This is a genomic window from Duganella sp. FT27W (assembly GCF_009295655.1).
Lineage (GTDB): Bacteria > Pseudomonadota > Gammaproteobacteria > Burkholderiales > Burkholderiaceae_D > Rugamonas > Rugamonas zoogloeoides.
The window spans coordinates 1-20444 of the sequence record NZ_WHIV01000008.1 but is presented as its reverse complement, the minus strand read 5'-3'; the positions used below and the strand labels follow the sequence as shown (position 1 = coordinate 20444).

Annotated in this window: 17 protein-coding genes and 1 riboswitch; of the genes, 3 read left to right on the top strand and 14 right to left on the bottom strand. The window is 65.0% G+C overall.

Annotated elements, in window-relative coordinates; all coding sequences use genetic code 11:
* Positions 1-192: 192 nt before the first annotated feature.
* Complete coding sequence (locus F8197_RS27965; RefSeq protein ID WP_152885333.1) at positions 193-2223, top strand: esterase-like activity of phytase family protein; 2031 nt, start codon at positions 193-195, stop codon at positions 2221-2223.
* A 124-nt stretch (positions 2224-2347) separates the two neighbouring features.
* A complete protein-coding gene (locus F8197_RS27960) occupies positions 2348-3259 on the top strand; it encodes a phytanoyl-CoA dioxygenase family protein (RefSeq protein WP_152885331.1) in 912 nt (303 codons plus the stop codon).
* A 145-nt stretch (positions 3260-3404) separates the two neighbouring features.
* Here the strand turns inward: F8197_RS27960 and F8197_RS27955 are convergent, their stop codons facing one another.
* Positions 3405-4859, bottom strand: a complete 1455-nt coding sequence (locus tag F8197_RS27955) for a DHA2 family efflux MFS transporter permease subunit (protein WP_152885329.1) — start codon at positions 4857-4859, stop codon at positions 3405-3407.
* Positions 4860-4974: 115 nt separating this feature from the next.
* Here F8197_RS27955 and F8197_RS27950 point away from each other — a divergent pair, with 115 nt between their 5' ends.
* Positions 4975-6702, top strand: coding sequence for an alkaline phosphatase (locus F8197_RS27950; protein ID WP_227012454.1), 1728 nt, complete (start codon positions 4975-4977; stop codon positions 6700-6702).
* A 1-nt stretch (position 6703) separates the two neighbouring features.
* Here the strand turns inward: F8197_RS27950 and F8197_RS27945 are convergent, their stop codons facing one another.
* The 13 genes from F8197_RS27945 to cobT all read right to left on the bottom strand — a co-directional run bounded on the left by F8197_RS27945 (position 6704) and on the right by cobT (position 19972).
* Positions 6704-8170 (bottom strand): cobyric acid synthase, encoded by a 1467-nt coding sequence (locus F8197_RS27945; RefSeq protein ID WP_193333589.1) that lies wholly within the window; start codon positions 8168-8170, stop codon positions 6704-6706.
* On the bottom strand, positions 8170-9051 hold the full coding sequence (locus tag F8197_RS27940) for a cobalamin-binding protein (RefSeq protein ID WP_152885327.1): 882 nt from the start codon (positions 9049-9051) through the stop codon (positions 8170-8172). Before F8197_RS27940 ends, F8197_RS27945 begins: the two co-directional genes overlap by 1 nt.
* A complete protein-coding gene (cobD, locus tag F8197_RS27935; RefSeq protein ID WP_152885325.1) occupies positions 9048-10028 on the bottom strand; it encodes a threonine-phosphate decarboxylase CobD in 981 nt (326 codons plus the stop codon). The genes F8197_RS27940 and cobD overlap by 4 nt, the downstream gene beginning before the upstream one ends.
* Complete coding sequence (cbiB, locus tag F8197_RS27930) at positions 10021-11001, bottom strand: adenosylcobinamide-phosphate synthase CbiB (protein WP_152885323.1); 981 nt, start codon at positions 10999-11001, stop codon at positions 10021-10023. Before cbiB ends, cobD begins: the two co-directional genes overlap by 8 nt.
* Entirely contained in the window at positions 10998-11546 is a 549-nt protein-coding gene (cobU, locus tag F8197_RS27925) for a bifunctional adenosylcobinamide kinase/adenosylcobinamide-phosphate guanylyltransferase (protein ID WP_019924913.1), read from the bottom strand. Before cobU ends, cbiB begins: the two co-directional genes overlap by 4 nt.
* Positions 11543-12823, bottom strand: a complete 1281-nt coding sequence (locus F8197_RS27920) for a cobyrinate a,c-diamide synthase (protein ID WP_152885337.1) — start codon at positions 12821-12823, stop codon at positions 11543-11545. Before F8197_RS27920 ends, cobU begins: the two co-directional genes overlap by 4 nt.
* A 23-nt stretch (positions 12824-12846) precedes the next feature.
* Complete coding sequence (gene cobO / locus F8197_RS27915) at positions 12847-13482, bottom strand: cob(I)yrinic acid a,c-diamide adenosyltransferase (RefSeq protein ID WP_152885321.1); 636 nt, start codon at positions 13480-13482, stop codon at positions 12847-12849.
* Complete coding sequence (locus F8197_RS27910) at positions 13479-14252, bottom strand: ABC transporter ATP-binding protein (RefSeq protein WP_152885335.1); 774 nt, start codon at positions 14250-14252, stop codon at positions 13479-13481. Before F8197_RS27910 ends, cobO begins: the two co-directional genes overlap by 4 nt.
* Before the next feature lie 8 nt (positions 14253-14260).
* Positions 14261-15283, bottom strand: a complete 1023-nt coding sequence (locus F8197_RS27905) for an iron ABC transporter permease (protein ID WP_152885319.1) — start codon at positions 15281-15283, stop codon at positions 14261-14263.
* 18 nt (positions 15284-15301) lie between these two features.
* Positions 15302-17158, bottom strand: coding sequence for a TonB-dependent receptor domain-containing protein (locus F8197_RS27900; RefSeq protein ID WP_152885317.1), 1857 nt, complete (start codon positions 17156-17158; stop codon positions 15302-15304).
* 85 nt (positions 17159-17243) lie between these two features.
* Positions 17244-17462: riboswitch (cobalamin riboswitch) on the bottom strand.
* Between the two features lie 121 nt (positions 17463-17583).
* On the bottom strand, positions 17584-18147 hold the full coding sequence (locus tag F8197_RS27895) for a histidine phosphatase family protein (RefSeq protein ID WP_152885316.1): 564 nt from the start codon (positions 18145-18147) through the stop codon (positions 17584-17586).
* A 4-nt stretch (positions 18148-18151) separates the two neighbouring features.
* Positions 18152-18934: an adenosylcobinamide-GDP ribazoletransferase gene (locus F8197_RS27890; RefSeq protein ID WP_152885314.1), complete on the bottom strand. Its 783-nt coding sequence runs from the start codon at positions 18932-18934 to the stop codon at positions 18152-18154.
* A gap of 3 nt (positions 18935-18937) precedes the next feature.
* Positions 18938-19972, bottom strand: a complete 1035-nt coding sequence (gene cobT / locus F8197_RS27885; RefSeq protein WP_152885312.1) for a nicotinate-nucleotide--dimethylbenzimidazole phosphoribosyltransferase — start codon at positions 19970-19972, stop codon at positions 18938-18940.
* Between the last annotated feature and the right edge of the window lie 472 nt (positions 19973-20444).

The window sequence follows — 20444 nt, the reverse complement described above, 5'->3', positions numbered from 1 at the left end:
CCGAACAGGACCGTGAAACGACTTTGCGCCGATGATAGTGCTGCAACCAGTGTGAAAGTAGGTTATCGTCAGGCTAGTTATATAGAAAAACCCCGTCAGGTGATCCTGGCGGGGTTTTTCGCATTTGTAGGTCATATTCTTGTCACTTATGGCCGCTAAACTTGTCTCTTTCCTAATAAGAGGTGGTTCAGCATGATGCGTCTTTCCCTGGTGTCGCTCGCGGTAATCTCGGTTCTGGCAGGCTGTGGTAGCAACGACCACGATGCGGTGGCGCCCGTCAATCCGGCCATGACCGGTGTGTTCCTCGATGGCGTGGTCGAAAACCTCGATTATGTCGCCGGCGCCGCACCGAAGGCGGTCACCAACGCCAAGGGCGAGTTCACCTGCTATGCTGGCGACACCGTCAGCTTCAGTATTGGCGGCATCGCCCTGGGCAGCACCTTGTGTGCGTCCACGGTCACTCCGCTGGAACTGGCCCGCGTGGTCGATATCAAGGACGCCAAAGTGATCAACCGACTGCTGGCCCTGCAATTGCTCGACGATGACAACGATCCGTCGAACGGCATCAAGCTGACCGCCGAAGCCAAGACCGCGCTGGCCGCCCAGGCCGTCGATTTCAACGCCGCCGCCTCCGCTTTCAATACCAACCTGAGCGCCACCCTGGCCAAGGCCGGCGCCAAATATGCCGTGCGCAGCGTGGATGAAAGCCGCCGCGCGCTGGTGCGCGAACATTTCGAAGACACGCTCGCGTCCAGGCGCGGTACGCCGGTGAACGAAACCTTCACCCAGAAAAATACCCTGGGCGACGTGGCCGTCACTGTCACCCGCTACCAGGTCCAGGCCGACAGCAAGTTCTACATTCCCTACGAAGGCAGCAACGCCAAGGTCAAGGAAGAATTCCCGCTCGGCTTCCTGCCATCGTACGGTTCGGCTTTGGCCTTCAAGGGGACCAACGCCAATGGCGACCTCGAGTTCTATGGCCTGACCGATCGCGGCCCCAACGGCGATGGCCCCAATCTGCCTGCATTGAGCGGCACCGGCGTGACTGGCAGCAAAATTTTCCCGTCGCCGAGTTTTGCGCCCTCGTTTGGGGTGATCACGGTGGGCAAGTCGGGCGCGGTGCTGACCTCGTCCACGCCGATCAAGGTCTCGGCAACGGTTGCCACGTCGGGCTTGCCGGTGGCGCCGGGCACCGTGGGCTACACGTCCGAGCTGCCGGTGATGGATGCGATGAAATATGACGCCACCAGCAAGGCCACCTTCAACGCCGGCGGGCTCGACTCCGAAGCGATCGTGTTCGACAAGAAGCGCAACGTGCTGTGGATATCCGATGAATATGGTCCGTTTATCGAGAAAATCGATCCGGCTACCGGCGTCATCCTCAACAAATATGCGCCGGGCACCGGCTTGCCGGCCATTTTCGCCAAGCGCCGCGCCAATCGCGGCATGGAAGGCATGGCGCTCGATACCAGCACCGACAAACTGCACGGTTTCCTGCAAAGCCCGCTTACTGACGGCAATACCCTCTACACGGTGACCGGCAAAAGCGAAGCGGTCGAACGTTTTGCGCGCTTCACGCGCTGGACCGAATTCGATCCGACGACGGGCGCCTCGGGCAAGATGTACGCGTATCCTCTGGACGCTGCCGATTACCAGGATGGCCGCACCGGCAATGCCAAGCTCGGCGACGTGGTCGCGCTGGGTAACGGCAAGTTCATCGTGATCGAGCAGGGCGCTGCGCCTGGCGGCAACGTATTCAACAAGCTGATGCTGGTGGAAATCGGTGCTGCTACCGATATTTCGGCCACGGCTTACAACGCCACCACGTCCGACCTGGAAAAAAGCAGCATGGGCGGCGCGGCCGTCAACGGCGCCGACTGGAAATCGGTGGTCACCATGAAGAAAACCGTGTTGCTGGACTTGAACGCGATCGGCTGGCTGGCCGAAAAGGCCGAAGGTTTGACGATTGTGGACGGCAACACCCTGGCCCTGGTCAACGACAACGACTTCGGCATGAAAACCAAGGTGTTCAATGCTGCTGGCGCGGTGATCGAAGATGCCGACGTTACCAAGTGCAATGTCGATGCCAGCGGCGCCATCATCGCCAGCAGCGCTGCCGGTTGCGCGCCCGGCAACACCATCCGCGTTGCGCGCGGTACCGACCTCGAGCGCCCAAGCCGCCTGTGGCTGATCAAGTTCACCAAGGCGCTGACGTCGTTCTAGGCGTCTGCACCGGCAAGAGATAAGAGACGCCTTATCTCCTTGTGGGCCTGATTCTTAGCCCACATCAAGGCAGCGGCACAGCGGATTGCTACCTTCTCAGGGATAACCCTGGAAGGATTTCTTCATGGAATATGCGCAGCTGACCCCCGGTCGCCGCTTTGCCCCGTTACACAGCCTGCTGTATTACAGCCAGCGCCTGGTCACGCGACCGGCGCTGCGCCGGTTGGTGGTGCGCACCCTGACCGGTGCGCTGCGCCTGCGTCATGGCAGCGGGCGCGAACTGCACGCCGCCAGCGCCGTGGAGGCTGCCGCTCTGGCCAACCTCAGCCAGAGCGGCTACGCGCCGCTTGGCAACCTGCTCAGCAGCGTGCAGTGCGATGCCATCCGCACCTACCTGCAAGACAAAATGCTGACCGATCGCGACCGTGAACGCGCGCTGTTCGCGCTGGCGCAGGCACCGCAAGGCGTGCGCGTGGCCGATTACCACCTGAGCGACGTGATCGCCTGCCCGCACATCCTGGCGCTCGCCAACAGCGCGCCGCTGCTGGGCCTGGCCGCGCGCTATATGCGCTGCAAACCCACCATCTCGGCGCTGGGTTTGCGCTGGTCGTTTCCGGTGGCGGGGGACGCCAGCGATTTACAGGCGTTTCATCGCGACTCGGAGGATTGGCGCTATGTGAAGGTGCTGGTGTACCTGACCGATGTCGATCACGACGCCGGACCGCACGTGTATTTGCACGGCAGCCACCTGACGCAAGCGCCGGTGCGGCTGCGCTTTTACAGCGATGACGAAATCTCCGCCAACTATGGCGCCGAACAGCTGCTCACGGCCACCGGCACGCGCGGCTTTTGCTTTGCGGTCGATACGGCCGGCATCCACAAGGGCACGGCGCCGCACCGCGTGCCACGGCTGATGCTGCAGATCCAGTACTCGCTGCTGCCCAGCTATGCCTACCAGTATGCGCCGGAACCGTACGACGGCCCGCTGCTGCTGGACCCCTACGTGAACCGCCTGATCGTGCGGCCACTGCGCTGATGCCGGCGGCGCCGCTGTACACGTGCACCCGTTGCGGGTCGGACTGGACCCGGCGCATTCCGCGCGCCTGGTGGATGCGGCTGCTGGCGGGCAGCGTGCGCATACGCTGCCTGGCCTGCCACCATGAATTCCTGCTCAGAAAACGTTAAGTCTCCTTTACCCTGCCCTTGCTGATACTCTCGCCGTCGCTCTTGCGCAGCGACCAGAACGTGATCGACGACAGGATGGTCATGACGGCCAGCGTGAGGAAGGCGTAATGCAGCGCCGAGGTGAGCGCGATGCGGTTCGATTGCGGCACGTCGCCGAGATACCAGCCCGTGATCAGCGAACCGGCCGCCAGGCCGAAACTCACCGACAACTGCTGCATCGAGCTGGCGATGGTGCTGGCCATGCTGCTGTCGTTACCTTCCACGTCGGCGTAGGCGATGGTGTTCATGCTCGAAAACTGCAGCGAATTGAAAAAGCCCAGGCACAGGCTGATCATCACGATCACGTAGATCGGCGTGCCTTGCTGGACGAACGAGAACAGGCTGATGGTAATCCCGATCAGCACCGTGTTCACGGTAAGCACCTGGCGGTAGCCGAAGCGCGCCAGCACCCGCGCCGAGATGAACTTCATGAACATGGCCGCCGCCGCCGACGGCATCATCAACAGGCCCGATTGCCAGGCCGGCAGGCCCAGTCCCAACTGGTACAGCAACGGCAGCAGGAACGGCAGCCCGCCGACACCGATGCGGGTGATAAAGCCACCCATGACCGAGACGCGGAAGGTGCGCACCTTGAACAGGGCGATGCGCAGCAGCGGGTACGCCGCTTCGCGCGCGTGCCACACATAGGCGGCCAGCAGCGAGCAGGCGATAAACAGCAGCACCGACATCGACGTCACATCGAGCCGGTGTTCGCCGAACACCTCGAGCAGCCATGACAACAGCGCTACACCGGTACCGAACAACACCAGGCCGATGAAGTCGAGCGGCCGCGCATCCTCGCTGCGATAGTCGGGCATGTGCTTGTTGGCCAGGTACAGCGCGGCGATGCCCACCGGGACGTTGACGAAGAAAATCTCGCGCCACGTCATCCAGTGCACGATCAAGCCGCCCACCGTGGGACCAAGCAGGGGCCCGATCAGCGCCGGGATGATCACGAAGTTCATCGCCGCCAGCAGCTCGGACTTGGGGAAGGTGCGCACGATGGCCAGGCGCCCGACCGGCATCATCATCGCCGCGCCAAAACCTTGCAGCAGCCGTGACGCCACCAGCATCGGCGAATTGACCGACAGGCCGCACAGGATCGAGGCAATCGTAAAAATGGTGATGGCGCTCATGAACACGCGCCGGGTACCGAAGCGGTCGGCCATCCAGCCGCTGACGGGAATCGCCACCGCGAGGCTGAGCACATAGCTGGTGACTACCGCCTTGAGGCTCAGCGGCGTCACTTGCAGGCTTTCCGCCATGCTGGGGATGGCGGTGTTGACGATGGTGGAGTCCAGCTGCTCCATGAACAGGGCGGTGGCTACCACCCAGGGCAGGTAGCGCTTGGCGGCTACTTCGGCGGCGGATGGCCCGGGCGGTGGTGCGGAGTTTTGAGCGGTAGTATCCATCTGCCGATTTTCCCATAAATGCGCAAAGCAGGTCACCGGGCATGCGGGAGAGGTGCCGTCATGATGCGGTCACGCGCAAGCGCTATGGTGCGTGCAACCATATCGAGGAGGCCAGATGCACTACCAACCGCCAATTCCGGGACGGCGCGGTTTTATGCGCCAGGTGGCAGGCACCGCGCTGCTGGGCACTGCGCTCGCGGCCTGCACCAGTACCGCCAGCCATGGTGACAACGCCGACAATGTCGGCCCGCTGCGCTTTGCCCACGGCGTGGCCAGCGGCGACCCCTTGAACGACCGCGTGATCCTGTGGACGCGTGTAACGCCGGGCCAGGACAATGGCGGCGGCGACATCGCCGTGCGCTGGCAACTGGCCACCGACGCCGCCATGCGCTCGGTGGTCGCCTCGGGCAGTGTGACCACATCCGCGCACCAGGACTACACCGTCAAGGTGGACGCTGCCGGCCTGTTGCCGGGCCATGTGTACCATTACCAGTTCGAGTCCGGCGCCGCGAAATCCACGGTGGGCCGCACCAGGACGCTGCCGCGCACCGATGTACGGCAAGTAAAGCTGGCGGTGTTCTCGTGCTCGAACTACCCGTTCGGCTTTTTCAACGTGTATGCCGATGCCGCGCTCCAGGGCGACATCGACGCCGCGCTGCACCTGGGTGACTATATCTACGAGTACGAAAGCAGCGGTTACGGCGCCGAGCAGGGCAAACAGCTCGACCGCGTGTCCGAGCCGCGCGACGTGCTGCTGCGCCTCGAAGACTACCGTCGCCGCTATGCCCAGTACCGCAGCGATGCCGATCTGCAGGCGGTGCATGCGGCCATGCCGTTCATCGCCGTGTGGGACGACCACGAAATCGCCGACGACACCTGGCGCGACGGCTCGCTCGACCACAAGACCAGCACCTACGGTCCGTTCAAGCTGCGCAAGCTGGCGGCGGCCACCGCCTACCACGAGTGGATGCCGATCCGCACCCCCGATCCCTCGGCGCTTGACAAGATATACCGCTCGTTCGACTTCGGCGGCATCGTCTCGTTGCACATGCTCGATACCCGTGTGATCGGCCGCGACCAGCAACTGATGATGTCCTCGTACTTCGACGCCAACAAGCAGTTCGACGAGGCCAGGTACCGCAGCGACCTGTATTCGCCGCGCCGGCAGATGATGGGCGCCGAGCAGATGGCATGGCTCGACCGGCAGGTGGAGCAATCGACCGCGCGCTGGCAGGTGCTGGGGCAACAGGTGCTGATGGCGCGCATGGAGTATCCGCAGGCGGTGGTGCTGGGTGAATGTTCGAGCACTGATTACGTGGCGGCCAGGCGCCGCGCGACGCTCGACCCCGCGAGCGTGACCGACCGCGAACTGCGCTGGCTCGCATCGCCGTCGCTGCCGTGCTACCTCGATTCATGGGACGGCTACCAGAGCGAGCGCGAACGGCTGTTCGCCATCATGGAGCGGCACCGCAAGAACGTGGTGGTGCTGGCCGGCGACACCCATAACGCGTGGGCCAGCGACCTGCTGGACGCCAGCGGCCGCCAGGTGGGCGTGGAATTCGCCACCCCGGGCGTGACGTCGCCCGGTATGGAAGGCGGCCACCGGGGCCGCAACCCGGACGACGTGGCGGCCATGATGACCGACATGATCGCGCCGCTGTACTACGCCGAGACCAGCAAGCGCGGTTACCTGGTGGTTACCGCCAGCCATGAGCAGGTGCGCTGCGATTTCCGCTTCGTCGATACCGTGCAAAAGCACGAGTACACGGCGGCGGTGGAGCGCAGTCTGCGCACCCTGGCCGGTCCCGGCAACCGCAAGCTCGAGGAATGCCTGGCGGTGTGACTTACTGCGCCGCCTTGAGCGTGGTGAGTGCCTTCAGCGCATCGTACAGCGGCTGAGTGGCGTCGGCGATGCGTTCCAGGCTGGCCTCGCGCAGGGCGGCCGTATCGACCGTGTTCTGTGTATCGAGTCCCGCCCAGCGCAGCAGTGCGCTGCATGCCTGCGGCGTGTCGAACAGGCCGTGCAAATAGGTGCCGAGAATCTGGCCGTCGGCGGACACCGCGCCTTCGGGCCGGCCGTCGATGCTGAACGCCGGGCGGGTCAGCGCGGCGCCGGTCGAGGTGCCCATGTGGATCTCGTAGCCCGTCACTGGTGCGCCGTCGTCGTTGAAAGCGCAACGGCCATGCACTTGCACCAGCCGCTTGTGCGGCGTCATTTCGGTGGACATGTCGAGCAGGCCCAGGGCCGGTGAAGCGCCGGCATGGCCCTCCATGCCGAGGGGATCAAGCACGCTGGTACCCAGCATCTGGAAACCGCCGCACACGCCGATCACCTTGCCGCCGTAGCGGAGGTGGCGCGCGATGGCGGCGGGCCAGCCTTGCGTGTGCAGCCACGCCAGGTCGCCGCGCGTGTTCTTGCTGCCCGGGAGGATGATCAAATCCGCTGGCGGAATCGGCTCGCCCTGGCGCACGAAGCGCAGATCGACGTCCGGGTGCGCGCGCAGCGCGTCGAAGTCGGTGTGGTTGCTCATGCGCGGCAGGCTCGGAACCACCACGCGGAACGCGCCGGTCGAGGCCTGCACCGCCTGCACCGCATCCTCCGCATCTAGGAACAGGCCATGCAAATACGGCAGCACCGCCAGCACCGGTTTGCCGGTTTGCTGTTCCAGCCATTCCAGGCCCGGTTCGAGCAGCTTGATGTCGCCCCTGAAGCGGTTGATCACGAAACCGATGGTGCGCGCTCGCTCGCTCTCCGACAGGCACGACAAGGTGCCCACCAGGTGGGCAAATACGCCACCGCGGTCGATATCGGCCACCAGGATCACCGGGCAATCGACCTTCTCGGCAAAACCCATGTTGGCGATGTCGCGCGAACGCAGGTTGATTTCAGCCGGGCTGCCGGCGCCTTCGACCATCACGCAATCGTATTGCGCCAGCAGGCGCTGGTGCGATTCCAGTACGGCTTCCATCGCCACCGTTTTGTAGCGGTGGTAGTCGCGCGCATTCATCTCGGCGCGTACCTGGCCGTGGATGATCACTTGCGCGCCGATATCGCTCGAAGGTTTTAATAGCACCGGGTTCATGTCGGTGTGCGCCGCCACGCCGGCGGCAACCGCCTGCAGCGCCTGGGCGCGGCCAATTTCGCCGCCGTCGGCCGTCACCGCGCTGTTGAGCGCCATGTTTTGCGGCTTGAACGGCGCCACGCGCACGCCGTCGCGCTTGAGCAGCCGGCACAGCGCCGCCACCACGGTGCTTTTGCCGGCGTCGGACGTGGTGCCTTGCACCATCAGGGTCGTGTAAGGAAACGCCATCAGTTCTTCCGTCGCTGGCGCGCCTGCTCCAGCATCTCGCACATGGCGCGGGTGCCGTCCACCATGCGCGGGCCGGCGCGGTTGAGCAGTTCGCCGTCGAGCGTAAACAGGTTGCCGTTGCGGACCGCCTTCATGGTGGTGTACTGCTTCCACAGCGTGACGCCGCCGTAGTCCTTTTCGGCGGTGCCGAAGATCGCTTCGGGATCGGCTTGCAGCACGCCTTCGATGCTGACCACCGGCGCTGTCACCTTCAGGTCGGCAAAGATGTTGACGCCGCCGCACACGCGCATGGCGTCGGTAACGATCGAGCCGCTGCTCAGGGTATACAGCGGCTTGTCCCACACCTGGTAAAACATGCGCACCGGCGGCCGGCTGGCATACTGTTTCGCCAGCGCGGCAAACTGCGCGCGGATTTGCGCGGCTGCCGGTTGCGCCACGTTTTCCGTGCCGAGCAACTGGCCCAGGCGCTGGACGTTGTCGGCGATGCCGTCGAGTTTCAAGGGTTCGCTGTGGAAGATCGGTATGCCCAGCTGGCGCAGGGTGTCGATCTGGCGCTCGGAGCTGCCGTGCATCCACGCCACGATCAGGTCCGGCTTCATGGCGATCACGCGCTCCATGTCGATTTGCCGGTTGGTGCCTATGCGCGGAATCTTCTTGGCCGCTTCCGGGTAGTCGCTATAGGTGACGGCGCCGACGATGCGCTCGCCGCCGCCGGCCGCGAACAGCAACTCGGTCACGTGCGGCGACATGGCGACGATGCGCTGGGCCGGCTTGGCCAGGGTGATGACGTTGCCGTCGTCGTCGCGCACGGTGATGGCGGCGTTGGCGGTTATCGAGATGGCGGCCAGCGACAGCAGCGCCAGGGATGTGATGCGTTTCATTTGTCGGTCCATTCTTTCAATGCGGATTCCAGGCGCCGCCAGCCTGCTTCGTCGGGCGGCAGTCCCAGGCGGATGCCGCGCGCGGCCTCGCGGAACAGCCGCACCCACACGCCACGTTCGGCCATGTGCTGCCAGAACGCTTCCGGTTGCGGTTCGGCCCACCACTGGAACAGTGGCGTGCCGGTTGAGGCGATGCCGTGGCTGGCGAGCAGCGCGGCCAGGCGCGCGCCCTCCGCGTGCAGGTAGGCGTGGGTGTCGGCTTGCCAGGCCCGGTCGTGCAAGGCGGCGAGCGCGATGTGCTGGGCGGGACCGCTGATGGTCCAGGGGCCGAGCAGATCGGCCAGGTCCCGCAGCAGGTCGGCGTGGGCAGCCACGAAGCCAAGCCGGATGCCGGCCAGTCCGAAGAATTTTCCGACAGAGCGCAGCACGATCAATCCCGGCTGGCCGCTGTGCGCGGCCACGCTGTTGTGCTGCGCGGTGTCGCCGAATGCTTCATCGACCACCAGCCAGCCGCCGCGTGCAGCCAGCTGCTGCGCCCACGCCAGCAACTGCGCAGCGGGCACGGTGGCGCCGGTGGGATTGTTCGGATTGCAGACCACCACCACGTCGCTGCGGGCAATGGCCGCATCGAGTTCCGCATACGGGGTTTGGGTCAGCGTGTGGCCGTGGCCATGCCAGTGGTGCGCGTGTTCGGCATACGAAGGCGCCGCCACCGTCACGCGCGAAGGTCCGCGCAGCCGGGGCAGGGCCTGGATCGCGGCCTGGGTGCCGGCCACCGGCAGCATCAGCGGCGCGCCGTAGCATGCTTGCGCTGCTGCGGCCAGTTCGGGCGATGCTTCAGGCAGGCGGTGCCACGCGTTGCCGGGCAGCGCGGGCGCCGGGTACCAGCGCGGATTGAGGCCGGTGGACAGGTCGAGCCAGTCGGAGCGGCCGAAGCGCAGCGTGGCGTCGCGCAGATTGCCGCCGTGTTCAAGCATGGAGCACCTCCAGCAGTTCCAGCAAAAACGCCAGCGCCAGGCCGGCAATCAGCCACAGCGCGGTGGTGTGCGTAACCAGCTTCCACGCGCGGCGGATATCGACACCGGTGGCGGGAACGCCGGCGCCGAGCACCGGGCGTTCTTCAAGCTGGCCGTGATAAATGGCTGCGCCGCCCAGTTGCACGCCAAGCGAGCCGGCGCCGCTGGCCATGACCGGGCCGGCGTTGGGGCTGTCCCACAGCGGCGCCTGCGCGCGCCAGCATTGCCAGGCGCGCCGCTTGGCGGCCAGGCCGGGCGCCAGCACCACGTACGACAAAGCGGTCAGGCGCGCGGGCAGGTAATTGAAGGCATCGTCAATGCGCGCGGCGGCGCAGCCGAAGCGCAGCAGGCGCTCGGTGCGGTAGCCCCACATGGCGTCGAGTGTGTTCGCCATGCGGAACATGACCGCGCCCGGGCCGCCGCCGACGATAAACCAGAACAGGGTGGCGAATACCGCGTCGTTGCCGTTTTCCAGCAGCGATTCGGCGCTGGCGCGCGTGAGTTCCACTTCGCTGGCGCTGCTGGTATCGCGGCTGACGATGCGCGAGGTGAGATAGCGCGCCTGCGGCAAATCGTTTTGCGCCAGTGCGTGGGCGATGGGGAGGTTGTGTTCGCGCAGGCTGCGCAAGCCGAGGCACACGTACAGCATGGCCGCGTGCACTGCGGCCGCCAGCCAGAAACTCACCGTGGCAGCTGCCCACACCAGCAGCGCGGCCAGCGCGGTGGCAGGCAGCACCGCCAGCATCCACGCCAGCACGCCGCGCCGGAAGCGCGCCTTGCCGGTGCCGCGATTGAGCCGGCGTTCCAGCCCGATCGCCAGGTTGCCGAAGCCCACCAGCGGATGCCAGCGGCGTGCTTCGCCCAGCAGCAGGTCCAGCAGCACACCGGCGACCATCAGCACCGCGATGGCGGCAAAGGTCAACCCAGCGATCATCCCTTCAGGACCAGCGGCAGGCCGGCGGCGACGAACACCGCGCGGTCGCAAATGGCGGCCACCGATTGATTGAGGCGGCCCTGCTCGTCGAGGAAGCAGCGCGAGATGGCGCCGAACGGCATGATGCCCAGGCCTACCTCGTTCGACACCAGCACGATATCGCTGCTGCACTTGGTCAGCGCGCTGGCCAGCATGTCGTGCTGTTCGTGGAACAGCGCGGGCAGCGTGATTTCGCCCACGTCCGGGTATTCCTGGCCGCTCGAGAACAGCAGGTTGCTCAGCCAGAGCGTGAGGCAATCGACCAGGATCAGGCGTTCGGGCGACGACCAGCGCAGCAGCTGGTTGCCCAGTGCCAGCGGTTCTTCCACCGTGGTCCATTCGCCGGGGCGGCTGCCCTTGTGGTGGGCGATGCGCGCTGCCATTTCGGCGTCGCCGGCCGTGGCGGTGGCGATATAAACGACTTCCTTGCCGGACTCGATGGCCAGGCGTTCGGCGTAAGCGCTCTTGCCCGAGCGCGCGCCTCCCAGAACCAGTGTACGTGTCATCCGTGTCTCCTCATGAACAAGGCAGCTGCCGCCGCCGGGTTGGATGGGTAATATGCGTGAAAATACGAAGCGGTCAATGAGCCAACGCGATACCAGGCTTCACCCTGGATTGCGGAGGGGTGCTTGATTGTATGCGCGGCTGGCGCCACTGTGGTTGTCAGTTTTGAATAATGAAAGGTGTGCCCGCGCAGAATGCCGTCGTCGGTGGACAGTCCCTGCGGTCCCAGGCCGGCCAGGCGTGGCTGCATCGCCACAGCACCCGGCAGCAGGCCGGCCATCGGCCATGCTTGCCCCTGCTGGTCGGCGAGGGTATCGGCCAGCGCCATCATGCCGCCGCATTCGGCCACGATGGGCGTGCCGGCGACGTGCGCTGCGCGGATCGAGGCGCGCCAGGTGGCAGCTGCGCTCAACGCCGGCGCGTGCAGTTCGGGGTAGCCGCCGGGCAGGAGCACCGCGTGGGCCTCGGTTGGCACCGGTTCGTCGGCCAGCGGCGAGAAGAAGGTCAGCTCGGCGCCCAGTGCGCGCAGCAGGTCCAGGTTGGCGGGGTATAAAAACATGAAGGCGGCGTCGCGGGCAATCGCAATCGTCGTGCCGCGCAGTGGCGTTGCTTGCAGGGGTGTTGCTGGCGCTGGCGGAATCTCGATGCGTACCGGCGCCAGGGCTTCCCACGCCGCCTCGTCGAACATCAGCTGATCGGCCAGTTGGTCGAGCAGGGCGTCGAGATTATGGATTTCGCCGGGGACCACCAGTCCCAGGTGGCGTTCCGGCAGTGACACCTGCTGGCGCGGCATGGTGGCAAACAGCGGAATGTCGCGCAGCGACGCGGCCACCATCTTGCCGTGGTTTTCGCTGGCGATGCGGTTGGCGATCACGCCAGCCATCTGCACCGGACCGTAGTCGCGCAGGCCCATCACGATAGCGCCGGCCGTCTGCGCCATGGCGGAGGCGTCGATTACAGCCAGTACCGGCACGCCGAAGGTACGCGCGACATCGGCCGACGATGGTGTGCCGTCATATAAGCCCATCACGCCTTCGATCAGGATCACGTCCGCCTCTTGCGCGGCCTGCGCCAGCTGGCTGCGGCATTGTTCGAGCCCCACCATCCACAGATCGAGCGTGCGCACTGGCGCACCGGTGGCGCGTTCGAGCAGCATCGGATCGATGAAGTCGGGGCCGCACTTGAACACGCGCACGCGGCGGCCCAGCTTGACCAGCTTGCGCGCCAGCGCGGCGGTGCAGGTGGTCTTGCCCTGGCCGGACGATACCGCCGCCACCATCACCACTTTCACGTCGAGGTAATTCACCACTCGGTACCCAGCTGGGCGGCGATGCCGGCCTTGAACGCGTGTTTTACAACCGTCATGTCGGTGACCGTGTCGGCAATCGCGATCAGCTCCGGCGGCGCGCCGCGGCCGGTGATCACCACGTGCTGCATTTGCGGGCGCGCCAGCAGGTCGTTGATGACCATTTCCACGTCGAGGTAGCGGTACTTGAGGGCGATATTGAGTTCGTCGAGCACGACAAGACCATACGCGGGGTCGTCGAGGAAGCGCTTGGCCTGTTCCCATGCCAGCGTGGCTTTTTCGATGTCGCGTTCGCGGTTCTGGGTCTCCCAGGTGTAGCCTTCGCCCATGGTGTGGAAGCTTACTTCTTCCGGGAAGCGGCGCAGGAACTGTTCTTCGCCGGTGGCCATCGCACCCTTGATGAACTGCACCACGCCGACCTTCATGTTGTGGCCCAGCGCGCGCGCCACCATGCCGAACGCGCTCGAGCTCTTGCCCTTGCCGTTGCCGGTGTTGACGATGATGATGCCGATCTGCTTGTTGGCGGACGCGATCTGGGCATCGATGATGGCTTTCTTGCGCTCCATGCGCACGCGATGGCGCTCGTTCAGGGCGGCGTCGCCGGTATCAAGAGTGTTGGTCTGTTCGGTCATGGTGTCTCCTCGGAAGGGATGAAGATGCTGCGTTGGCCGTGGCGGATGATTTCTATCGGGTGGCCCAGGTAGTCGCCCAGGATATCGGCGCGCATCACGTCCTCCCTGGCGCCGGCCAGCCAGCGGCCGTCGCCGCGCAGCAGCAGCGCGTGGGTGGAGACGCTGTGCGCCAGGGTCAGGTCGTGGCCGATCATGACGACGGTCTTGCCCTGCTCGCGGCACAGGCGCGCCAGCTGCGTCATCACGCTCACCTGGTGCGCCAGGTCGAGCGCATTGGCCGGTTCGTCGAGCAGCAGCAGCGGCGTGTCCTGCGCCAGCATGGCCGCAATCGCCACCCGCTGGCGCTCGCCGCCCGATAGGGTACGCACGTCGCGGCGAGCCAGGTCGGCCACTTCCATCGATGCCAGGGCGGCAAGTGCGATGGCGTGATCGTCGCTGCCTTCCCAGTAGCGGTGGTCATGGTACGGGTGGCGCGCCGAGAGCACGGTTTCGATCACGGTGTAGGCGAAAGCGTCGCTGCGGCTTTGCGCCAGGAAGGCGCGCTGGCGCGCCAGTTCTGCCAGCGGCCAGTCGTTTAAGGCGCGCGCGCGGATCGATACGGTGCCGGCGTCGGGTGGGCGCAAACCGGCCAGGGTGCGCAGCAGGGTGCTTTTGCCGGCGCCGTTGCGGCCGATCACGCTCCAGCATTCGCCAACGCGCACCTGCCAGTCGAGGTTGGCGATCAGCTTACGCTGGCCGATGTTCAGGGATAGTTGATGGGTGCTGATCATCATGGCAGTCACTTGCGCAGCCGGTGCAGCTGGTACAGGAACACCGGCGCGCCCACCAGCGCGGTGATCACGCCAACGGGCAGCTGTTCCGGCGCGATGATGGTGCGCGCCAGCGTATCGGCCAGCATCAGGTAGGTGCCGCCGGCGAGGGTGGCGGCGGGAATCAGGAGGCGGTGGTCGGGACCGACCGCGAAGCGGCACGCGTGCGGTACGATCAGCCCCACGAAGCCGATGCTGCCGGCGGTGGTAACCGCGCTGGCGGTAAGCAGGCCCGAAACGAAAAACAGTCCCTTGCGCAGCGCGCCCACGCGGATGCCCAGCGTGGCGGCGGCTTCCGCGTGCAGAGCCATTACGTTCATGGCGCGCGCATTTTTTACTGCGAAGAGCAGCGCGGCCACCAGCACCACGCACGGCATCCAGCGCAGCGGCGCGCCGGCCATATCGCCGATCATCCAGAACACCATGCTGCGCAGGCGGCTGTCGGGCGCGATCGAGAGCATCAGTGTCACCAGCGCCATGCAGGCCGAGGACAGGATTACGCCGGTGAGCAGCAGCAAAGCGGTGCCGCCATCGGCAGCGGACCCGCCGCGCAAATCGCGCCGCGCCAGCAGGTACAGCATCATGGAGACGGCCACCGCGCCGCCGAAGGCTGCCGCATCGACCATCCACGCCGCGCACATGAACATCAATGCCGCCAGCGCGCCGACCGAAGCGCCGGCAGAGATGCCCAGTACATAAGGATCGGCCAGCGGGTTGCGCAGCAAGGCCTGCATCATCACGCCCGCCAGCGACAGCGCTGCACCGGTGATGAAAGCGGTGAGTGCACGATGCACGCGCAGGTCGAGCAGGGTGGCGGCCAAGGTCGACTTCTCGCCATGCAGCAGATCGGCTATCGCGGCCGGCATATCGGCAAGCGGCACCGCGACCGATCCGGTCATCCCCGAAAACACCAATCCCGCCAGTGCGAACAGCGCCAGGCCGCCCAACACCATGGCGGCGCGCTGCTGCAGATTGCGGGAAAAATCAGCCATACCAGCTTTCGTTAAGGTTTACTTGTAGCCGTAACGGATGCCGGCAAAGACCTTGGCGCCCGGGGTATTGTAGTAGCGGGCCAGGTCGTACTGTTTATCGGCCACGTTGTTCCAGCGTACCAGAGCGGACCAGTCGCGGGTGAACGCATACTTGGCGTACAGGTTTACCAGGCCGTAGCCGCCCAGGCGGACGGTGTTGGCGGCGTTTTCGAAGCGGGCGCTCGACAGCTCCACTTCCACGCCCGCTTTCAGGGCGCCGGCGCCGTAATCGGCGGTGATGTTGGCGTGGCGCTTGGCGCGGCGGATCAGGCGTTTGCCGGTGGTGTCGTCCTGCGGGTCTTGCAGGTCGGCGTTGGCGCCCAGGTTGACGCCCATCACGCGTGTTGCGGCCGACAGCGTGATGCCTTCCAGCGTGGCGCGGTTGACGTTGTAGGCGCAGCCGCTGGTGTAGCCGCCACCGAACGGGCACGGATTGGTGTTGACCAGCATGTCGGTCAGGCGGTTGCGGTAGTAGCCGGCGCTCATCGCGTTGACACCGTCGTCGTAGCGCAGTCCCACTTCGGCGTTGCGGCCTTTTTCCGGCCGGTTGCCGGCGTTGCCGTAGTTCGGGAAGTACAACTCGTTGTACGTCGGCGCGCGGAAGCTGGTGCCATAGCTGGCGGTGGCGCGCAGCGCCCGGGTGAACTGGTAGCCATAGCCGATGGCGCCGGTGTTCTTGTTACCGTAAACCGAATTGTCGCGCCGTGCGCTGGCGCTGAGCAGGTGCGCGCCACGGCGGGCGTTGTACGACGCCGCGAACGAATTGGTGTTGCGGTCGCGGTTCATGGCGGCCGCGCCGTTGGTGTCCACTTCTTCCTTGCGATGCTCGTACAGCAGTTGCAGCGTGTCGGCGCCGATCGTCACGTCGTTTTGCCAGGTGATGAAGCTTTGCTTGGTGTCGATGCGGGTGTAGCCGGCAGCGGTGGCGCTGGTGTAATTGGCGCCCTTGTCGCGGGTTTCGGAATAATGCAGCAGGCTGCGCCACGATGGCAGCAGCTGCGCCCTGGCGAATACGCTGGCGGTGTCGATAGTGTTTTCGCTGCGCGTGTCGTAGCTGGACACGCCCGAATCGTACTGCGCATCGAGGCGGCTATGCAGGAACAGCGCGCCTGCTTCCAAGCCCTTGGCCAGTTGCAGGCCGAATTGGCCGGAGACGTTTTCCTTGTCGTAGCCGTCGTCGTCCGGATTGTACGAGGACAGGCCGGGACGGGCGGTGGAGTAGCCATCCGACTTTTCCTTGCCGGCGCTGATGGCGTAGCTGAAGCTGTGCTCACCGCCCGTACTGCCGGCAATCGTGGCATCGGCTTCGCGCGTGTTATCGCTGCCGTAGCCGGCGAAACCGGTGACGGCCGGCGTGCCCTGGCCCTTTTTGGTAAAGATCTGGATCACGCCGCCGATGGCGTCGGCGCCGTACAGGGAGCTCAAGGGGCCATAGACGATTTCGATGCGGTCGATGGCGGTGAGCGGAATCGCGCTCCAGTTGGCGGCGCCCGTGGTCGATGAGCCGATGCGCACGCCATCGACCAGCACGATGCTCTGGTTGCTGTTGGCGCCGCGTATATAGACGTTCGACGAACTGCCTGCGCCGCCGTTGCGCGTGACCTCGATGCCGCGCTGGCGCTTGAGCAGGTCGACGATGGAGCCGGCGCCCGCCCGGGCGATCTGTTCGGCATCGATGGTGGTGCTGTCGCTGATAACGTCGGCCAGCGCTTGCGGCGTGCGCGTGGCCGTGACCAGTACCGTGGATGCAGGTTCTGCGTGGGCGTGGCAGGTGGCCAGGACAAAAGCGAAGGCGGAGGTGGGCAGGGGCAGCGCCGGGGTGAAGCGAAGGATCATGATTGCTATTTCTGTAAAGGGCAACCGGCCAGCATCCCGCAGGCCAGATTGAACAGAAGCGTGCGGCGGCGCGTGCGCCGGCTCGTGTGCTTCCACCAGGTTTGGCCGGTATCCGGGCTGACAAGCGGCCAGTCCACCTTCCCATGCAGCGCACAGTGGTTGTCAGGACTGGGGTGTCGCCAGCGGCGACGCTTGTTGACCGTTGCGGGGGCAGCACACGCTGGCCCGGTCGAGAGGGCTTCGTGTTTCCCGTTTAACTGCGCATCCGGACGGACGCGCGGGCACCAAAACCCGGGCATTATACGGCTTTGTGCCGCGTAGTTCCGCGCGCGCCCGATAAAGCCGTTGGCGCAAGGCGTGGCGACCAGGATAGGACGGATGGTGGGCAAGAGCGGCTCGGCAGCCATCGAGCCATGACCGCGCGCTTACCTGGTGGCGCGGTGCGGCAGGATCAGCGCTTCGCCATATGGCAGACGGTGGGGCGCGCTGGCCGCTTGCAGCGCCATTGCCAGCGGCGCCAGGCCGGCGTGACAGGCGGCCAGCAACCGCATGGTGCCGGCGTGGCAGACCACGATCGCTGCGCCGTCTGTGCTGTCATCGAGCTGGCGCTGCAAGTCGGAATAGAAGGTGGCAACGCGTTCGGCCATCTGCAGTACGCTCTCGCCATTGCCGGGGCGGTAGTTGGCCAGGTCGGCGGTCCAGGCGTCCACGCCTGCGCGGGGAATGCTGTCCCATGGCTGCATCTCCCAGTCGCCAAAATCCATTTCCATCAGCCGCGCATCGAACACGGGGGCGGGCGCCAGGCGCATCGCCAGCGCCGCGCAGCGTCGCAAAGGGCTGGAATACAGCGGCAGGCCGGCCGGTACCTGAGGCAGCAATGCGGCGACGGCCTGCTCCAGGTGTCCGGGCGCCACTGCCAGGTCGGTGCGGCCGTAGCACACGCCCGGCGCGACGTCGGGCTGCGGGTGGCGGATCAGGATCAGCCGCATGGTGCTAGAAGAACTGGCCGCTGGCGTGCAGGCCGGCCAGCACGCACAGGTAGAACATCACTTCCGTCACCTGCTGCACGGCGCCCAGGCAATCACCCGTGTAGCCGCCGATGCGGCGCACGAATTTGCGGGCCAGCCAGATGGTGGCCACCAGCGCGCACGCCACGCCGGACAGCAGCATGGTCCACGACAGCCAGTTCAGCCAGATCAGCAGCAGCGCCGGCGCCAGCGCGGTCACGGCGGCAATGGCAAATTCCGGCGTCGCCATTTTCTGCGCCAGCGGCTTGGCCTTGCCCTCGGCGCGTGCGTAGTCGAGGCGCCAGATCAGCGCCGTGGCCATCAGGCGCGACAACGGGTGCGCGAACAGCAGGGCGGCAATTGCGCCGTACGGCGGCAGCATGGTCAGGGTCGCGCACTTGAGCAGCAGCAGGCAGAAGATACCGATCGCGCCATAGGCGCCGATGCGCGAATCCTTCATGATCTCGAGCACCCGTTCTCCGGTCATGCCGCCACCGAAACCATCGCAGGTATCGGCAAAGCCGTCCTCATGAAACGCGCCGGTGACATAGATACCGGCTGCCGTGGATAAAATGGCGGCAATCGCCGGCGGGAACAGCTTGAACGCTACCGCGTACACGGCGCCCGTGATCAGCGCCACCACCACGCCGACCAGCGGAAAGTAGCGCGACGCCTGGTTTAGCCACGCCGGATCGAATCCTACCCAGCGCGGGATCGGCAGCCGGGTAAAAAACTGCAGGGCGGTGAAGAACAGGCGGAGCTGGTGCATGGATTAATCCGCCTTGGCACTGACTTGCGCCGATTCGAACGTGGCCATGCGGTTGAGGAAATTGACGGCCGCGTGCAGCAGCGGCAGCGCCAGTGCGCAGCCGGTGCCTTCGCCCAGGCGCAGGCCCAGCGCGAGCAGCGGCTTGGCATCGAGCGCCGCCAGCATCTGCCGGTGGCCTTGTTCGTCGGAGCAGTGGGCGAACACGCAGTAGTCGAGGATGGCCGGTTGCAGCCGTGCGGCCACCAGCAGCGCGCTGGTGACGATGAAGCCGTCGATCAGCAGCACCCTGCGCTGCGCTGCCGCCTTGAGCATGGCGCCAGCCATCATGGCGATTTCCAGGCCGCCGAACGTGGCCAGCACGTCGAGCGGCTCATTGATCGAGGCATGGCGGGCCACTGCCGCTTCGATCACGCGCTGCTTGTGCAGCACGCCTTCGGGCGACAGACCGGTGCCGGCGCCCACGCATTGAGCAACCGGGATGCCAGTGAGCTTGTGCATCAGGGCCGCCGCCGCCGTGGTATTACCGATACCCATTTCACCGAAGCCGACCACATTGCCTTCCAGTTCAGCAGCCAGCGCCATGCCGGCGGCCAGCGCGGCGTGGCAGGTGGCGCGGCTCATGGCCGGCTCCTGGGCAAAATTGTGGGTGCCATTGGCCAGCTTGCGGTCGACCAGGCCGTCACGCGGACCGAAGGCGTGGTTGACGCCGGCGTCGATCACTTGCAACGCGCAGTTGTTTTGTTCAGCAAAGACATTGATGGCCGCGCCGCCTGCCAGGAAGTTTTCCACCATTTGCCACGTCACGTCCTGCGGATAGGCGGAAATGCCTTCCGCCACCACGCCATGGTCGGCAGCGAACACCAGGATGGCGGGTGAGCGCACGGCGATGTCGCGCGTGCTCTGGATCAGTCCCAGCTGTTTCGCCAGCGATTCCAGCACGCCCAGGCTGCCCAGTGGCTTGGTCTTGTTATTAATGGCCTGATCGAGCAGGTCCGACAGGGCATCATCGGCAGTGGGGGAAATAGCAGGAATGAACATATTCTTGTTTATATAAGGAAGAGAGAACCGTTGCTACGATATCACAGAGAATAATGGCTACCCCCTTGCCAGTCCGGATACTCTGCGATATAGTTCTGTCCCTCGCAGAACACTGTGTCAAACACAGAGTGAAACGAGAAAAAAGAAAGTTGACGAGATAAAAGAAACACTCCATAATCTCGCTTCTTCGCTGACAGACAAAACGCTTTGTTGGCAACGCAGTACCGAATAAGTTCTTTAAAAATTAACAGTCGATAAGTGTGGACGTTTGATGAAAGTGCACACAGCGCTAGTCGCTGTGATACTTAACATATCAAATGTTCACAAAAAGTAATGAAATAGGCGCTATGAAAATAGTGGCCTGTCAGTATTTTGAGTGAGCGACCCCTTAGCAATAAGGGTGCTACGAAAGTAGCAAATAAACAGAGATTAAACTGAAGAGTTTGATCCTGGCTCAGATTGAACGCTGGCG

Excerpts from the sequence above, each read along its gene's own strand:
- F8197_RS27955 (WP_152885329.1), bottom strand. The coding sequence starts at position 4,859 with ATGGATACTACCGCTCAAAACTCCGCACCACCGCCCGGGCCATCCGCC.
- F8197_RS27900 (WP_152885317.1), bottom strand. The coding sequence starts at position 17,158 with ATGATCCTTCGCTTCACCCCGGCGCTGCCCCTGCCCACCTCCGCCTTC.
- F8197_RS27895 (WP_152885316.1), bottom strand. The coding sequence starts at position 18,147 with ATGCGGCTGATCCTGATCCGCCACCCGCAGCCCGACGTCGCGCCGGGC.
- F8197_RS27950 (WP_227012454.1), top strand. The coding sequence starts at position 4,975 with ATGCACTACCAACCGCCAATTCCGGGACGGCGCGGTTTTATGCGCCAG.
- F8197_RS27905 (WP_152885319.1), bottom strand. The coding sequence starts at position 15,283 with ATGGCTGATTTTTCCCGCAATCTGCAGCAGCGCGCCGCCATGGTGTTG.
- F8197_RS27960 (WP_152885331.1), top strand. The coding sequence starts at position 2,348 with ATGGAATATGCGCAGCTGACCCCCGGTCGCCGCTTTGCCCCGTTACAC.
- F8197_RS27910 (WP_152885335.1), bottom strand. The coding sequence starts at position 14,252 with ATGATCAGCACCCATCAACTATCCCTGAACATCGGCCAGCGTAAGCTG.
- F8197_RS27940 (WP_152885327.1), bottom strand. The coding sequence starts at position 9,051 with ATGAAACGCATCACATCCCTGGCGCTGCTGTCGCTGGCCGCCATCTCG.
- cbiB (WP_152885323.1), bottom strand. The coding sequence starts at position 11,001 with ATGATCGCTGGGTTGACCTTTGCCGCCATCGCGGTGCTGATGGTCGCC.
- F8197_RS27945 (WP_193333589.1), bottom strand. The coding sequence starts at position 8,170 with ATGGCGTTTCCTTACACGACCCTGATGGTGCAAGGCACCACGTCCGAC.
- F8197_RS27890 (WP_152885314.1), bottom strand. The coding sequence starts at position 18,934 with ATGCACCAGCTCCGCCTGTTCTTCACCGCCCTGCAGTTTTTTACCCGG.
- cobD (WP_152885325.1), bottom strand. The coding sequence starts at position 10,028 with ATGCTTGAACACGGCGGCAATCTGCGCGACGCCACGCTGCGCTTCGGC.
- F8197_RS27965 (WP_152885333.1), top strand. The coding sequence starts at position 193 with ATGATGCGTCTTTCCCTGGTGTCGCTCGCGGTAATCTCGGTTCTGGCA.
- F8197_RS27920 (WP_152885337.1), bottom strand. The coding sequence starts at position 12,823 with ATGGTGGCGGCGGTATCGTCCGGCCAGGGCAAGACCACCTGCACCGCC.
- cobO (WP_152885321.1), bottom strand. The coding sequence starts at position 13,482 with ATGACCGAACAGACCAACACTCTTGATACCGGCGACGCCGCCCTGAAC.
- cobT (WP_152885312.1), bottom strand. The coding sequence starts at position 19,972 with ATGTTCATTCCTGCTATTTCCCCCACTGCCGATGATGCCCTGTCGGAC.
- cobU (WP_019924913.1), bottom strand. The coding sequence starts at position 11,546 with ATGACACGTACACTGGTTCTGGGAGGCGCGCGCTCGGGCAAGAGCGCT.